The organism is Streptomyces parvus (assembly GCF_014648875.1).
GTDB lineage: Bacteria > Actinomycetota > Actinomycetes > Streptomycetales > Streptomycetaceae > Streptomyces > Streptomyces parvus.
In genome coordinates this window covers 778,536-792,687 of sequence record NZ_BMRY01000001.1, presented here as the reverse complement: position 1 = coordinate 792,687, position 14,152 = coordinate 778,536, and the positions used below count along the sequence as shown (strand labels likewise).

Here is a 14,152-nt window from a genome sequence, read left to right as displayed (position 1 = left end):
CGCCCCAGAAATCCGCTTTGCGGCATTGGTGAATTCGCTCACCGGAACGGGTGATGGAGTGAGTGTCAGCGCATGGTGCCGGAGATCCGCAGGGCGCGTCCGGGAGAGTCCTGGGCGGGCCGCTGGTGTTCCGGGCTCAGGAGGGTACGCGTGACGTCATGGACTGGCTGAAGAAACTCCCGGTGATCGGGCCCCTGGTCGCCCGGCTGATGGAGACGCACGCCTGGCGTTCCTACGAGCGGTTGGAACGGGTCCACTGGGCCAGGCTGGCGGCGGCGATCACCTTCATCAGCTTCCTGGCCCTCTTCCCGCTGATCGCGGTCGGCGCGGCGATCGCCGCCGCCCTGCTGAGCGACAAGCAGCTCGACACCATCAAGGACAAGCTCGCCGACCAGGTGCCCGGCATCTCCGACCAGCTCGGCATCGACGGGCTGGTCGCCAACGCGGGCACGGTCGGCCTGGTGGCCGGTGCGCTGCTGCTGTTCACCGGCGTCGGCTGGGTCGGCTCGATGCGCGAGTGCCTGCGCGCGGTCTGGGAACTGGACGACGTCCAGGAGGCCAACCCCGTCGTCGCCAAGGTGAAGGACGCGGTGCTGCTGGTCGGCCTCGGCGGTGCGGTGATCGCCACCGTGGCGGTCTCCAGCATCGGTTCGGTGGCGGTCGGCCGGACCGCCGACCTGATCGGCATTCCCGAGGGCGGGGCCGGCGGCGTGCTGCTGCGGGTGGCCGCACTGGTGGTCGCGGTCGCCGCCGACTTCCTGCTGCTGCTCTATCTGCTGACGCTGCTGCCCGGCGTGGAGCCGCCCCGGCGGCGGCTGGTGGTCGCGGCGCTGCTCGGGGCGGTCGGCTTCGAACTGCTCAAGCTGCTGCTCGGCAGCTATATGAGGGACGTGGCGGGCAAGAGCATGTACGGCGCGTTCGGCGTACCGATCGCGCTGCTCCTGTGGATCAACTTCACCGCGAAGCTGCTGCTGTTCTGCGCCGCCTGGACGGCGACCGGGAGCAAGAAGGAGGAAGGCGTGGGGGAGGAGAAGGAGGGGGCAGCGGACTCCGGAGGGGGCGGAGACGGAGGAGCCGCCGGGGCCGAGGCGCCCGGCGGCTCCACCCGCGCCGACAAGGCCTAAGCCTTGTCCGCGGGCTTTCCGGCGCTCTCGCCGGCGGAGGCGGTCGGCTCGGCGGCCTCCGCCGGGTCCGCCGCCTCGCCCGCGTCCTTCGTCTCGGGCGCGCTGCGGCCCCCCAGACCCGCCAGCGGCCAGCGGCGGTTGACCAGGAACACCGCGGCGGCCACGACCACCAGCAGGCCGCCGATGATCGCCAGGGCGACCCCGACCCCGCTGGAACCCTTCGAGGCCGCCGACGCGTGCGCGGCCTCCGCCTGGCCCCCCGTGCCCTGGTCCGCACCGGCGGCGGGCGCCGCGCCCTTGCCGCCGGTCGAGGTGCCGGTACCGGTGTCCACGGACTTCGGCGGCACCAGCTCACCGACCGGGGTCACCTTGCCGCTCGCGGCGAAGCCCCAGTCGAGCAGCTTGGCGGCCTCCTTGTAGACGGCGTGGCTCTCCTCCGCCGACGGGTTCATGACCGTGACCAGGAGGACCTTGCCGTTGCGCTCGGCGACGCCGGTGAAGGTGTTGCCCGCGTGGGTCGTGTAGCCGTTCTTGACGCCCGCGATGCCCTTGTACGGGTCCACGCCGATGTCCCCGGTGATCAGCCGGTTGGTGTTCTGGATCTCGAAGGAGTCGCGCTTCTTCCCCTTCTTCTTCTCGCCGGGGAAGTCGGCCGACGCGGTCGCCGCGTACTCGCGGAAGTCCTTCTTCTGCATCCCGCTGCGGGCGATCAGCGTCAGGTCGTAGGCGCTGGAGACCTGGCGCGGCGCGTCGTACCCGTCCGGCGAGACCACCACGGTGTCCAGGGCCTGGAGCTCCTCCGCGTGCTTCTGCATCGCGGCCACCGTCTGCGGGATACCGCCGTACATCTCGGAGAGCACGTGCACCGCGTCGTTGCCCGACCGCAGGAACACCCCGAGCCACAGGTCGTGGACCGTGTAGGTGTGGTCCTCCTTGATCCCGACGAGGCTGCTCCCCTCGCCGACCCCGGCCAGCTCGCTCTCCGTCACCTTGTGGGTCTGGGTGGGCTGGAGCGCGGGCAGCACGGTGTCCGCGAAGAGCATCTTCAGGGTGGAGGCGGGCGGCAGCCGCCAGTGCGAGTTGTGCGCCGCCAGGACGTCGCCGTTCTCCGCGTCCGCCACGATCCACGACCGGCCGGTCAGCCCCTTGGGCAGCACCGGAACCCCCGGCCCCAGGTTGACCTGGCTGCCGGACATGCTGAGCCGCTCCCCGCCGAGGCTGGACATGACGGCCGGCGGCTTGGGCTGCTTGTCGTCGCTCTTGTCCTTGTCGGCCGCCACGGCCGGAGTGAGGGTGAAACCGGACAGAAGGGCGGCGGATGTGACCGTGAGGGCGATCTTTTTCAGAACAGGCACGGTCGGAAACGTACAGGGCGAAGATGTGGATGAGGACCCGGACCGGCTGACCCGCCGCAGGGAACGCCAGGACGGCCCCGTTCGGACGCCACCCCGGGCGAGGGGCCCGGGGGACGACGGCGATACTGGACCCATGAAGCTCAGCCGCCGCGTGTCCTGGTTCCTGCTCGCGTTCGGGGTGTGGAGCTGGTTCATCTGGATCACTTTCGTCAAGAACCTGTGGCAGGACGGCAGCGGGCTCGCCTTCGACGACGCGGGCGAACCGACCGGGTACTTCTGGGTGCACCTGCTGCTCGCCATCACGTCCTTTCTTCTGGGGACGGCGGTCGGCGTGATCGGGTTGCGCGGAGTCCGGGCTTTGCGCGGCACACGCGCATGACGACGGGAACATGGGGAAGCTCGGATGGCTGCAGTGGTCTTCGCCCTGGTGGCACTCGTGGTGCTGGCGCTGCTCGGCGCCGTGCACCGGTATGTGTGGCGGCGCTTCGTCGGTGACACGACGGCGCCCGGCAGCCGACTGCGCCGGGCGGGCACCGTCGCGGCCTTCGTACTGCCCCTGCTGAGCGTCGGCGCCATGACGTCGGGCCGGGTGGGCGCTCCCTTCTGGCTCCAGCAGGTGCTGGCCTGGCCGGGCTTCCTGTGGCTGGCCTGCCTGCTCTATCTGACGCTGGCGCTGCTCGTGGGCGAGGTCGTACGCCCGGTTCTGCTGCGGATCCTCGCCCGGCGGGACGCGGTGCGGGCCGGGGCAGAAAGCGGAACGTCTTCCGGAACCCCTGCGGAGACTTCCGGCACCCCCACGGAGGTCCCGGGTGAGACCCGTCCCCGTACCGAAGAGCTGGTGAAGTCTGGTTCCGGCGGGGTCTCCGCTCCCTCGGACGCGGTGGCGCGTACCGCATCCGACGCTCCCGGCCCTGTCGTGGAACCGGAAGCGGAACCCGCATCCAGCACCTCCGCCCCGGCTCCCGCCCTCCACCCCTCCCGCCGGCTCTTCGTCTCCCGGGTCGTCGGCGGCGCGGCGGCGGCCGCCGGGCTCGCCACCGTCGGGTACGGCGCGTACGGCGTGCTGCGCGGGCCGAGCGTCCGGCGGATCACCGTCCCGCTGGCCAAACTGCCCCGCGCCGCCCACGGCTTCCGGATCGCCGTGGTCAGCGACATCCACATCGGCCCGATCCTCGGCCGCGCCCACACCCGCCGGATCGTCGACACGATCAACGCGACCTCGCCCGACCTGGTCGCCGTCGTCGGCGACCTCGTCGACGGGTCCGTCGCGGACCTCGGCTCCGCCGCCGAACCGCTGGCCGCCCTCCGCGCCCGGCACGGCAGCTACTTCGTCACCGGCAACCACGAGTACTTCTCCGGCGCCGAGCAGTGGATCGATCACGTCCGCGAACTCGGTCTGGTCCCGCTGGAGAACGCCCGGGTCGAGATCGCGGGCTTCGACCTCGCCGGGGTCAACGACATCGCGGGCGAGACCGAGGGGCAGGGCCCCGACTTCGGCTCCGCGCTGGGCGACCGGGACCGGGGCCGCGCCGCCGTCCTGATGGCGCACCAGCCGGTCGTCATCCACGACGCCGTCGAGCACGGCGTCGACCTGCAGCTCTCCGGCCACACCCACGGCGGGCAGCTCTGGCCCGGCAACCTCCTCGCCGAGCTGGCCAACCCCACCGTCGCCGGCCTCGAACGCTACGGCGACACCCAGCTCTTCGTCTCGCGCGGCGCGGGCGCCTGGGGTCCGCCCGTCCGGGTGGGTGCCCCGTCCGACATCACCGTCGTGGAGCTGGCCTCCCGTCAGGCGTAGTCGCGTTGCGGATGCGACGGTCCGCAGCGCCCCGGGCCGCCATCATGAAATCCACACCGAAGGGTCACCGTCAGCTACGGAAACCCGCAGGTAGGAGACGCGAAACAGCCTTTTCGGACAGAGTCTCCCGCGCGTGTCCAATAAAAGGCTGTGAGTGCCCCATTTACTCTTCCAGATGTGAAAATCGTGTGATTGGGTAAGCGCGAACATGCGGCGACGTGCGCGTCACAAACGCGACCGCCGTGGTGGGGCTGTTAAGGGAGAGCACGGCAATGCGGTCGGTCCGGGTACGGATTCTCGCGATTCTCGCGGTATTGGTCATAGCGGGCGTCGGTGCCTGGCAACTGCTCCCGTCGGGGGAGGCGAAGTCCGACGCGATCACGGTCGGCACGTCGGATGTCGTCACGTCGCTCGACCCGGCCGGCGCCTACGACGCGGGCTCCTGGGCGATCTACAGCAACATCTACCAGTCGCTGATGACCTTCAAGCCCAACGCCGTCACGCCGGAACCGGACGCCGCCGAGAGCTGTGGGTTCGTCGGGCAGAAGCTCCAGACGTACCAGTGCAAGCTCCGTGACGACCTGACCTTCTCCAACGGCCGCAAGATCACCGCCGAGGACGTCAAGTACTCCTTCGACCGGATCTTCCGGATCAAGTCGGAGGTCGGTCCCGCGGGTCTCTTCCCGACCCTCAAGTCGGTGAAGACCGAGGGCCGCACGATCACGTTCAACCTGTCCGGCCGGGACGCGACCTTCCCGCAGAAGATCGCCACCGGCGCCGCGGCGATCGTCGACCGCACCCAGTACCCCGAGGACAAGCTCCGTGCGGGCAACCAGGTCGACGGTTCCGGCCCGTACGTCCTCAAGTCGTACGAGTCGGGGAACCGCGCCGAGCTGGTGCCGAACCTGAAGTACAAGGGCGCGCTCAAGAAGACCGGCGAAGCGGTCAACATCCGCTACTTCAAGACCTCCGAGGAACTGCAGACGTCCTGGGACAACGACGAGGTGGACATCGCCCACCGTCAGCTGCCGTCCGAGACGCTCGCCAACCTGAACGTCAACGACCCGGACGTGCGGGTGACCGAGGCGGCCAGCGCCGAGATCCGCAACATCATCTTCAACTCCCGGGCGGACTCGCCCTTCGGGGAGAAGAAGGTCCGCCAGGCCGTCGCCGCGCTCCTCGACCGCGGCCCGCTGGTCCGGAAGGTCTACCAGGGCACGGTCGACCCGCTGTACTCGCTGATCCCCACCGGCTACATCGGGCACAGCACCCCGTTCTTCGACGCCTACCCCTCCTCCGACCCGGCGCGCGCCAAGCAGCTGCTGGAGCAGGCAGGGGTGCAGACGCCGGTCGCCGTCAACTTCGCGTACCGCGAGGGCGACATGTACACCAAGGAGACCGCCGAGCTGCGCCGTCAGCTGGAGAAGGACGGGCTCTTCAAGGTCTCGGTGCAGGCCGTGGAGTGGACGAAGTACCAGAAGGAGTACGCGGCCGGTAAGTACGACATGTACACCGTCGGCTGGTTCCCCGACTTCCCGGACCCCGACACCTTCAGCCAGCCGCTCGTCGGCACCGGGAACGTCCTGCACAGCGGCTACTCCAGCAAGAAGATGGACCAGCTGATCGCCGCCACGCAGCAGTTCAGCGACCGCAGCCGCACCTCCAACGACTTCAAGGAGATGCAGGCGCTCGTCGGCGAGGACGTCCCGCTGCTGCCGCTGTGGCAGAAGAAGGACTACGTCGTCGCCAAGTCCGAGGTCGCCGGCTCCCAGTACCTCTCCGACGGCACCGGCACCTGGCGCCTGTGGGAACTGGCCTGGATCTGACGGTCCGCCCCCGGCCGACGGCCGGGGGCACCGCTTCAGTCCGACGTCGGTCCGACGTCACTCCGACGGCCGGGGCCCCGCCCCGGCCGTCGCCGTACCCGAACCCGTGCCGGCCCCCGGCAGGAACTCCACCAGCAGCCCGTGGACCTGTCGCACCAGCGGGCGCAGCACCCGGAACCGGGAGAGCGCGATGGCCCGGGCGGCGATCGGCGCAGTGCGCTCGACGAGCCGGCGGCTGCGCTCGGCGCCCTCGCTGCGGTCGTACACCCAGAAGAGCACCAGGCCCATCTGCATCAGCCACATCAACTGTGGCAGCAGCGGGGCCAGTTCCGGATCGCTCTTGACGTCCGCTCCGGCGATGCAGCGCTCGTGGATGGAGATCGCCGCGTCGCGGGCGGCGGCCGAGTCCTCGGAGAACGGGGAGAGCGGGCTGTCCGGATCGGCCGCGTTCTTGAAGAACTGGGCGGCGAAGCGGTGGTACGGCTCCGCCACGTCCAGCCAGCCGAGCAGCACGCCCCTGATGCGTACGGTCAGATCGCCGTCGCCCTCCAGCACGGGCCGGACCGCCGTCGCGTGTTCGCCGGCGATCCGGTCGTAGAAGCCCTGGACCAGGTGCTCCTTGGAGGAGAAGTAGTAGTAGGCGTTGCCGACCGAGACGCCCGCCTCCTGGGCGATGGCCCGCATGGTCGTCCGGTCGTAGCCGCGCTCGGCGAAGAGCCGGAGCGCCGTTTCGAGAATCAGCGTGCGGGTCTGCTCGCTCTTCGTGGCCTTGGCCGGCCTCTTATCCTGCACGTTCTTCTCTTCCTTCACCACGGGCCCAAGGTTATCGGGGAGCCCACGCGCCGCCGGGCGGGGCGGCGCACTCACGCGCCCCGGGCGCGCAGGGCGGGACGGCCATCGAGCGGTAGCGGGCGGCGGCCAGCACCGTGCCCCGGGCGAAGGGCCGTCCGGCCGGCGTGGTCAGCCAGTGGGCGCGGGCGCGGTACTTGGCGAGCGCCCACAGGCAGACGATCCAGGCGGCCGTCTCCCGGTAGACCTGGCCCAGGTCGCCGACCACGGTGATCTCCCGGAGCGTCGCCGCGTGGTCCAGCTCCGGGAACCGCCGCCGCGCTTCGGCCGATCCGGCCGGGACGAGATCCAGCGGTACGAGCTGCCGCTGCCGCTGGAGCCACCCCCGCAGATGGACGCAGAGCGGGCACTGGGCGTCGTAGAGCACGGTGAGCCGCCGTACGGGGCCGGGCCAGGGAGCCCCCGCGGGCGCGGGCGCTTCCCCGGCCGCGGGAGCCTTCCCGGGCACGTGGCCCGCCGCCCCGGTGGGCGCTGCCTCGGTCACCGGACTCACCGGCCGGCCGCGGGGGCGGTCCACGGGCCCTGGGCCGCCGGCGGGGTCCAGCCCTGCGGCGGGACCGGCGGGGTCTGCTCGCGCTCCAGCGCGCTGCGGCGGCGGATCCGGCTGAGCACCCACACATTGCCCAGGTGCATCAGGCCGAGCACCAGCAGCACGACGCCGACCTTCACCGAGAGGGCCTCGAACAGCTCGCGGGCGTCGGCCACCCCGTCGGTGTTCTTCAGATACAGCGTGACGAACCCGAGGTTCACCAGATAGAAGCCGACCACCAGCAGGTGGTTCACGGCGTCGGCGAGCTTCTCGTTCCCGTGCAGCACGTCGGCGAGGAAGATCCGCCCGTTGCGGCTGAGCGTGCGGGCGACCCAGACGGTGAGCGCCACACTGATCAGCAGGTAGACGACGTAGGCGACAACAGTGAGGTCCATGCCCCACCCTCCCTTGAACGCGTTCAAAACTGCTCTTGGGCATGACTGTAGACCCCTTCTTGAACATGTTCAAGAAGGGGTCCGTGAGGGGTCTCAGGGGTGCCGCAGCGGGGTGGTCAGAGGGTGGTGGCCCCATCCGGGTTCACCAGCGCGTCCGCGATCTCCGCGCGCAACGCCTCGCCGTGCAACGGCGTCAGCCCCGCGAGCGCCGTGTTCCACTCCCCGGCCGCGCTCTCCGCCGCCTCCCGCAGGCCCCGCTCCACCGGGCCCCGGGCGAAGAACAGGACCACCGCGCCCACCGGCCGCAGCAGCCACCGCCCGCGCATGCTCAGCACGACGGTGATCCGCCAGGAACCGCCCTCGGCCGGGCGCGGGGTGAGGGTGAGACGGGCTTCGGCCAGCCGGTGCACCGCCCGCCCGGAGACCGGGGCCCGGGCGGCCGGGGGAGCGGACGGGAGCCGGTCCACCGCCGCCCACCAGGCGGCCAGATCGGCCTTGCCGCGCCCCGAGAAGCGGTACAGCGAGCCGCCCCCGGGCTTGTGCCCCGAGAGGGAGAGCTCCACCGCGCGGGGCCGGCGGGGCTCGCTCAGCCGGAGCCCCACCTTCAGGGACATGCCGTCCTCCTCGACGAGGCTCTCCGCCTCGACGGAGTGCGACGGCCGCCAGGTGCGCAGGACGACGGCCTGGGGCGCATCGGGGGAGTCGCCCGCCTCGGCACCCGCATGCTCCACCGGAACCTCCCCGGCCCCCTCGGGCACCGCCGGGAACTCCCCGTACCGCGCCCCCGGCCGCAGATGACGCCCTTTCAGCAGCCGCAGGCCCTCCACCGGGCGCCCGTCGGCCAGCACGACCGATCCGCCCGGGCCCTCCCGGGAGGCGTCGAGGAGGTCCACCAGCGTGCCGGCGGCCTCCTCGAACCAGCCCCGGTCCAGGGCCGCGACGGTGACCGTGTGCGCGAAACGTGCCATCAGCGGGACCCGTGGATCAGACGCTCATGGAGCGGGCCTGGTTGAGCTGGCCCATGATCGCCGGGAAGGTGTGGGGGCCCATCGCCGGGATCATCGTGGAGTGGTGCCGGCCGCCGCTGGTGACCGTGACCTGCACGAAGCCGGTGGTCCGCTTCTCCTTCATCAGCAGGAACAGCAGCCCGATCAGGCAGAACAGCGCGAAGATGATCGCCAGCACGATCGCGTGCGCCGGGATCTTCTCCTCCGTGCGCGACATGTCCGTGGCCGTCCACACCGCGCCCTTGAGCGGCATCGACCCGGACGGGGTGACGATCGCGTCGTTCATGACGGTGATGTCGCCGATCGACAGCACCGGCACACCGCCCCCCTGGCCCGGCCCGCCCTGCGGCACCGGGAGGTACTGGCCGGGCATCGTCGGCTGACCGTGCTGCGGGTACCCGTAACCCGGCCCCGGCTGGGTCGCGGACTCGGGCAGCGGCTGCGGATAGCCGTACGCCGGAGCGGCCCCCGGGTTCGGGTAGCCGTACGCCTGGCCGTCCGCGACGGTGGGCTGGTGACCCGGCTGCTGGGGCGGGCCCCACTTGTACGCGTCGTCCGCGTACGGATTCGGCTCGCTCACGACGATCCCCGTTCCTTCTCGGTCTTCAGCTCCGCTGAACCGTACCGCCCACGCGGCCCCGGTGCAGCAACAGGCCCCGCCCCCGGCAGCGGTGAGGCTGCGGGGGCGGGGCCCGTCGGCGTAACAGGAGTTACGGGAAGGTCAGAAGCGACGCGTGATGAGCGCGCGCTTCACCTCCTGGATCGCCTTGGTGACCTCGATGCCACGCGGGCAGGCGTCCGTGCAGTTGAACGTGGTGCGGCAACGCCACACGCCGTCACGGTCGTTGAGGATCTCCAGGCGCTGCTCGCCGGCCTCGTCGCGCGAGTCGAAGATGAAGCGGTGCGCGTTGACGATCGCCGCCGGGCCGAAGTACTGGCCGTCGTTCCAGAACACCGGGCACGAGGACGTGCACGCGGCGCACAGGATGCACTTGGTGGTGTCGTCGAACCGCTCGCGGTCCTCGGGGGACTGCAGACGCTCACGGGTCGGCTCGTTCCCCTTGGTGATGAGGAAGGGCATGACATCGTGGTACGCCTGGAAGAACGGGTCCATGTCGACCACGAGGTCCTTGAGGACCGTGAGGCCCTTGATGGCCTCCACCATGATCGGCTTGTCCGGGTTGATGTCCTTGATCAGCGTCTTGCAGGCGAGCCTGTTCTTGCCGTTGATCCGCATCGCGTCGGAACCACAGATGCCGTGGGCGCAGGAACGGCGGAACGTCAGGGTTCCGTCGAGCTCCCACTTGATCTTGTGAAGGGCGTCGAGGACACGCTCCTTCGGGTCGATCTCGATCTGGAAGTCCTGCCACTGGACCTCGTCCGACACCTCGGGGTTGAAGCGGCGGATCCGGAACGTGGCCGTGATGAACGGCGAGTCGGCGAAGCCGGCCTCGGCGTTGTCGGTCTTGTCCAGGGTGGGAGTAGCCATCAGTACTTACGCTCCATCGGCTGGTAGCGGGTCGTGACGACCGGCTTGTAGTCGAGCCGGACCGACTCGGAGCCGTCATCCGCGACCTCGCGGTACGCCATGGTGTGGCGCATGAAGTTGACGTCGTCGCGGTTGGGGTAGTCCTCGCGGTAGTGACCGCCGCGGGACTCCTTGCGGGCGAGCGCGGAGGTCGCCATGACCTCGGCCAGGTCGAGCAGGTTGCCCAGCTCGATGGCCTCCAGGAGGTCGGTGTTGAACCGCTTGCCCTTGTCCTGGATGGACACGTTGAGGTAGCGCTCGCGCAGCTCGGCGATCTTGGCGACCGCCGTCTTGATGGTCTGCTCGGTGCGGAACACCATCACGTTGGCGTCCATGCACTCCTGCAGCTCCGTGCGGAGTTCGGCGACCCGCTCGGTGCCCGTCGAGTTGCGCAGCCGCTCGACCTGGTCCTGGACCAGCTGGGCCGGGTTCTCGGGAAGCTCGACGAAGTCGCTCTTCGCCGCGTACTCGGCGGCCGCGATGCCGGAGCGCTTGCCGAAGACGTTGATGTCGAGCAGCGAGTTGGTGCCGAGGCGGTTGGCGCCGTGCACCGAGACACAGGCGACCTCGCCGGCGGCGTACAGGCCCGGGACGACGGTGGTGTTGTCGGCCAGCACCTCGCCCTCGACGTTGGTCGGGATGCCGCCCATGGCGTAGTGCGCGGTCGGCTGGATCGGGATCGGGTCCGTGTAGGGCTCGATGCCGAGGTACGTCCGCGCGAACTCCGTGATGTCCGGGAGCTTGGCGTCCAGCTGCTCCGGCGGCAGGTGCGTCAGGTCCAGGTACACGTGGTCACCGGCGGGACCGCAGCCGCGGCCCTCACGGATCTCCGTGTAGATGGAGCGGGAGACGACGTCACGGGACGCGAGGTCCTTCATGACCGGCGCGTACTTCTCCATGAAGCGCTCGCCGTCCTTGTTGCGGAGGATGCCGCCCTCACCGCGGGCGCCCTCCGTCAGCAGGATGCCCATGCGCCAGATGCCCGTCGGGTGGAACTGGAAGAACTCCATGTCCTCCAGCGGCAGACCGCGCCGGTAGCAGGCGGCCTGGCCGTCACCGGTCAGGGTGTGCGCGTTGGACGTCACCTTGAAGAACTTGCCGGTGCCGCCCGAGGCGTAGATGACCGACTTCGCCTGGAAGACGTGGATCTCGCCGGTCGCCAGCTCGTACGCGACGACGCCGGCGGACTTCTTGACCCCGTCGACCTCGGTGATCAGCTGGTCCAGGACGTAGAACTCGTTGAAGAACTCCACGCCCTCCTTGACGCAGTTCTGGTACAGCGTCTGGAGGATCATGTGGCCGGTGCGGTCGCCCGAGTAGCAGGCACGGCGGACCGGGGCCTCGCCATGGCTGCGGGTGTGACCGCCGAAGCGGCGCTGGTCGATCCTGCCCTCGGGCGTGCGGCCGAACGGCAGGCCCATCTTCTCCAGGTCGAGGACGGCGTCGATGGCCTCCTTCGCCAGGATCTCGGCGGCGTCCTGGTCGACCAGGTAGTCACCGCCCTTGACCGTGTCGAAGGTGTGCCACTCCCAGTTGTCCTCCTCCACGTTGGCGAGCGCGGCGGCCATGCCGCCCTGCGCCGCGCCCGTGTGGGAGCGGGTGGGGTAGAGCTTCGTGAGCACGGCGGTACGGCTGCGCTTGGTGGCCTCGATGGCCGCGCGCATGCCGGCGCCGCCGGCGCCGACGATGACGGTGTCGTACTTGTGGATCTGCATGGTTTTCCTCTGGTCCCTCTGTCCCGGCGCCTAGCGGATGTTCGGGTCGAAGGTGAAGATCACCAGCGTGCCCAGCAGGACGGTGAACACCGTGGCGGTGTACAGGAGCATCTTCAGCCAGAAGCGGGTGTTGTCCCGTTCGGCGTAGTCGTTGATGACCGTGCGCAGGCCGTTGCCGCCGTGGAGCATGGCGAGCCACAGCATGATCAGGTCCCAGGCCTGCCAGAACGGCGAGGCCCAGCGGCCCGCCACGAAGGCGAAGCCGATCTTGGAGACGCCGCCGTCGAGCACCAGCTGGATCAGCAGGTGGCCGATGACGAGGACGGTCAGGAGGATGCCCGACAGGCGCATGAAGAGCCAGGCGTACATCTCGAAGTTGCCGCGCGAAGCCTTGGGCGTCTTGGCCGTCCGCTTGCGCGGCGGCTCGATCACGGGCGCCGGGTTGTCGACGTCGTAGAGGCTCACGCCCTCGACGTCGCCGATCGCGGCCGCGGAAGAAGTCTCGCTGGACATGGGCCTCAGCTCCCGAAGACGTCGCGTACGGCGTGACCGAGGACGGGGTACAGGGCCCCGACCATCAGCACGATCCAGATGCCCAGCACGGTCCAGAGCATCTGCTTCTGGAGGCGCGGGCCCTTGGCCCAGAAGTCCACGGCGATGATCCGGAGACCGTTCAGCGCGTGGAAGAGAATCGCGGCCACCAGGCCGTATTCGAGGAGCGCGACGATCGGCGTCTTGTACGTGGCCACGACGTCGTCGTAGGCCTCGGGGGAGACGCGGACGAGAGCGGTGTCCAGGACATGTACGAACAGGAAGAAGAAAATGAGGACACCGGTGACTCGATGAGCCACCCAGGACCACATGCCTTCCCGGCCGCGGTACAGCGTTCCAGCCGGCACGGAAGAACCCTCCGGGAGCGGGGATTGGGGTCGGCCGGCTTGACTGTCGGTCTGACCCGGCCGGGTACGGTCCACCGGCCCCGGCCATCGTAGCGACGCTTTGTCGGTTCGTTCGCGCCGGGGCCTCTGGTGTGATCAAAGTGGCAATCAAAGGGGCACGTACGGGCTAGAGCGCACCTTCTCGGTCAGGCCCCGGAGGGAGCCGCTCACCCCTCCTGCCCGGGGCCCGCGGTCATCAGCTCGACGATCCGGCTCCGGGCGAGTCGGCGCAGCTCCTCGGCGGTCACCGCCCGCTCCTCGTCCACCTCGTGCTCCATCCGGACCCGGATCCCGGCCAGCACCTGGTCCACGTGCTGGCCGGGCCCGTAGGCGTCCAGGCAGATCACGAAGGTGTGGCCGAACCTGCTCTCGTACGCCGCGTGCGCGGCCCGCAGCGCCAGGTGGGCGGCGCGGGGCGCGTCGTGGTGCAGGCAGGGCGCGGGTTCCGCGGCCAGGGCCTCGGCGATGTCGCTCGGCGAGAGGTCGTAGCCCGCCTCATCGGATGCGGCCAGTAGAGCGCCGAGATCCGGGTAGGGGCGGTGGGCGGCCATCCGGTGGGCCCAGCGGAGACTGCCGCAGCACTCCAGGAAGGCGGCCTCGGCGGCGGAGAAGGGGAGGCTGTTGAAGTGGGCCAGGCCGACGGCATGATCGACCGCCGCCCCGTCGGCGGGCGGCGCGGGGGCATCGGCCGGGACCGGCGCATCGGCCGGGGCCGGTTGGCGCGGCTGCACGGGCACGGCCGACCGGCCGGCTGGGGGCGCGGATCGCTTCGGCAGGCCGGCGGGGGACTCGCTGGACCTGGACAGCGTGGACTCCTCGTATCAATGACAGCTGTGACCCGGTGGGTCCCTGCGATCCCGCGAAGGGCCCGCAGGGGTACGCGAAGGTCTTCCGTCCCTGAAAGACAGGCGGGAGCGCAAGGAGGTTGCGCGGGGTGGGAGTGAAGAGGGAGACGAATGTGCCGCAACGCTAACGAGACCGGTCGGCGGCCGTCCGGCGGACCGCAGAAGAATCACCCGAACGGGAGAGTTTCGGAACGTGTGATGGACGTCTGACCTGCGTCGGCCGGGGGTCCGTCCGGTCGCCCG

Annotated in this window: 15 protein-coding genes; 4 read left to right on the top strand and 11 right to left on the bottom strand. The window is 70.2% G+C overall.

Going from position 1 to position 14,152, the window contains the following annotated elements; genetic code table 11:
* Positions 1-158: 158 nt before the first annotated feature.
* Positions 159-1,124 carry a YihY/virulence factor BrkB family protein gene (locus IE140_RS03470; protein ID WP_150195164.1) on the top strand — a complete coding sequence of 322 codons (966 nt, stop codon included), beginning with the start codon at positions 159-161 and terminating at the stop codon, positions 1,122-1,124.
* Here the strand turns inward: IE140_RS03470 and IE140_RS03465 are convergent.
* Positions 1,121-2,479 carry a D-alanyl-D-alanine carboxypeptidase family protein gene (locus IE140_RS03465; RefSeq protein ID WP_229826675.1) on the bottom strand — a complete coding sequence of 453 codons (1,359 nt, stop codon included), beginning with the start codon at positions 2,477-2,479 and terminating at the stop codon, positions 1,121-1,123. The genes IE140_RS03470 and IE140_RS03465 overlap by 4 nt on opposite strands.
* A 133-nt stretch (positions 2,480-2,612) precedes the next feature.
* Between IE140_RS03465 and IE140_RS03460 the strand changes: the two genes are divergently transcribed.
* The 3 genes from IE140_RS03460 to IE140_RS03450 all read left to right on the top strand — a co-directional run bounded on the left by IE140_RS03460 (position 2,613) and on the right by IE140_RS03450 (position 6,103).
* Positions 2,613-2,858 carry an SCO4848 family membrane protein gene (locus IE140_RS03460; RefSeq protein WP_167533491.1) on the top strand — a complete coding sequence of 82 codons (246 nt, stop codon included), beginning with the start codon at positions 2,613-2,615 and terminating at the stop codon, positions 2,856-2,858.
* 33 nt (positions 2,859-2,891) lie between these two features.
* Positions 2,892-4,277: a metallophosphoesterase gene (locus IE140_RS03455; RefSeq protein WP_150195170.1), complete on the top strand. Its 1,386-nt coding sequence runs from the start codon at positions 2,892-2,894 to the stop codon at positions 4,275-4,277.
* Positions 4,278-4,549: 272 nt separating this feature from the next.
* On the top strand, positions 4,550-6,103 hold the full coding sequence (locus tag IE140_RS03450; RefSeq protein ID WP_093443238.1) for an ABC transporter substrate-binding protein: 1,554 nt from the start codon (positions 4,550-4,552) through the stop codon (positions 6,101-6,103).
* A 57-nt stretch (positions 6,104-6,160) separates the two neighbouring features.
* Here the strand turns inward: IE140_RS03450 and IE140_RS03445 are convergent, their stop codons facing one another.
* The 10 genes from IE140_RS03445 to IE140_RS03400 form a co-directional block, all read right to left on the bottom strand.
* Positions 6,161-6,916 carry a TetR/AcrR family transcriptional regulator gene (locus IE140_RS03445; protein ID WP_150195160.1) on the bottom strand — a complete coding sequence of 252 codons (756 nt, stop codon included), beginning with the start codon at positions 6,914-6,916 and terminating at the stop codon, positions 6,161-6,163.
* Between the two features lie 10 nt (positions 6,917-6,926).
* Positions 6,927-7,436, bottom strand: coding sequence for a thiol-disulfide oxidoreductase DCC family protein (locus IE140_RS03440; protein WP_373296143.1), 510 nt, complete (start codon positions 7,434-7,436; stop codon positions 6,927-6,929).
* Positions 7,437-7,441: 5 nt separating this feature from the next.
* Positions 7,442-7,876, bottom strand: coding sequence for a hypothetical protein (locus tag IE140_RS03435; RefSeq protein WP_093443234.1), 435 nt, complete (start codon positions 7,874-7,876; stop codon positions 7,442-7,444).
* Positions 7,877-7,992: 116 nt separating this feature from the next.
* On the bottom strand, positions 7,993-8,844 hold the full coding sequence (locus IE140_RS03430) for a hypothetical protein (protein ID WP_150195158.1): 852 nt from the start codon (positions 8,842-8,844) through the stop codon (positions 7,993-7,995).
* A gap of 16 nt (positions 8,845-8,860) precedes the next feature.
* Positions 8,861-9,463 carry a hypothetical protein gene (locus IE140_RS03425; RefSeq protein ID WP_150195156.1) on the bottom strand — a complete coding sequence of 201 codons (603 nt, stop codon included), beginning with the start codon at positions 9,461-9,463 and terminating at the stop codon, positions 8,861-8,863.
* 141 nt (positions 9,464-9,604) lie between these two features.
* Entirely contained in the window at positions 9,605-10,372 is a 768-nt protein-coding gene (locus IE140_RS03420) for a succinate dehydrogenase iron-sulfur subunit (protein WP_030084559.1), read from the bottom strand.
* On the bottom strand, positions 10,372-12,126 hold the full coding sequence (gene sdhA, locus IE140_RS03415; RefSeq protein ID WP_032763694.1) for a succinate dehydrogenase flavoprotein subunit: 1,755 nt from the start codon (positions 12,124-12,126) through the stop codon (positions 10,372-10,374). Before sdhA ends, IE140_RS03420 begins: the two co-directional genes overlap by 1 nt.
* Before the next feature lie 30 nt (positions 12,127-12,156).
* Positions 12,157-12,639: a succinate dehydrogenase hydrophobic membrane anchor subunit gene (locus IE140_RS03410; protein WP_010058611.1), complete on the bottom strand. Its 483-nt coding sequence runs from the start codon at positions 12,637-12,639 to the stop codon at positions 12,157-12,159.
* Between the two features lie 5 nt (positions 12,640-12,644).
* Positions 12,645-13,025 (bottom strand): succinate dehydrogenase, cytochrome b556 subunit, encoded by a 381-nt coding sequence (sdhC, locus tag IE140_RS03405; RefSeq protein WP_006127027.1) that lies wholly within the window; start codon positions 13,023-13,025, stop codon positions 12,645-12,647.
* A gap of 206 nt (positions 13,026-13,231) precedes the next feature.
* Positions 13,232-13,801 carry a 2-oxo-4-hydroxy-4-carboxy-5-ureidoimidazoline decarboxylase gene (locus IE140_RS03400; protein WP_150195154.1) on the bottom strand — a complete coding sequence of 190 codons (570 nt, stop codon included), beginning with the start codon at positions 13,799-13,801 and terminating at the stop codon, positions 13,232-13,234.
* Positions 13,802-14,152: the final 351 nt, after the last annotated feature.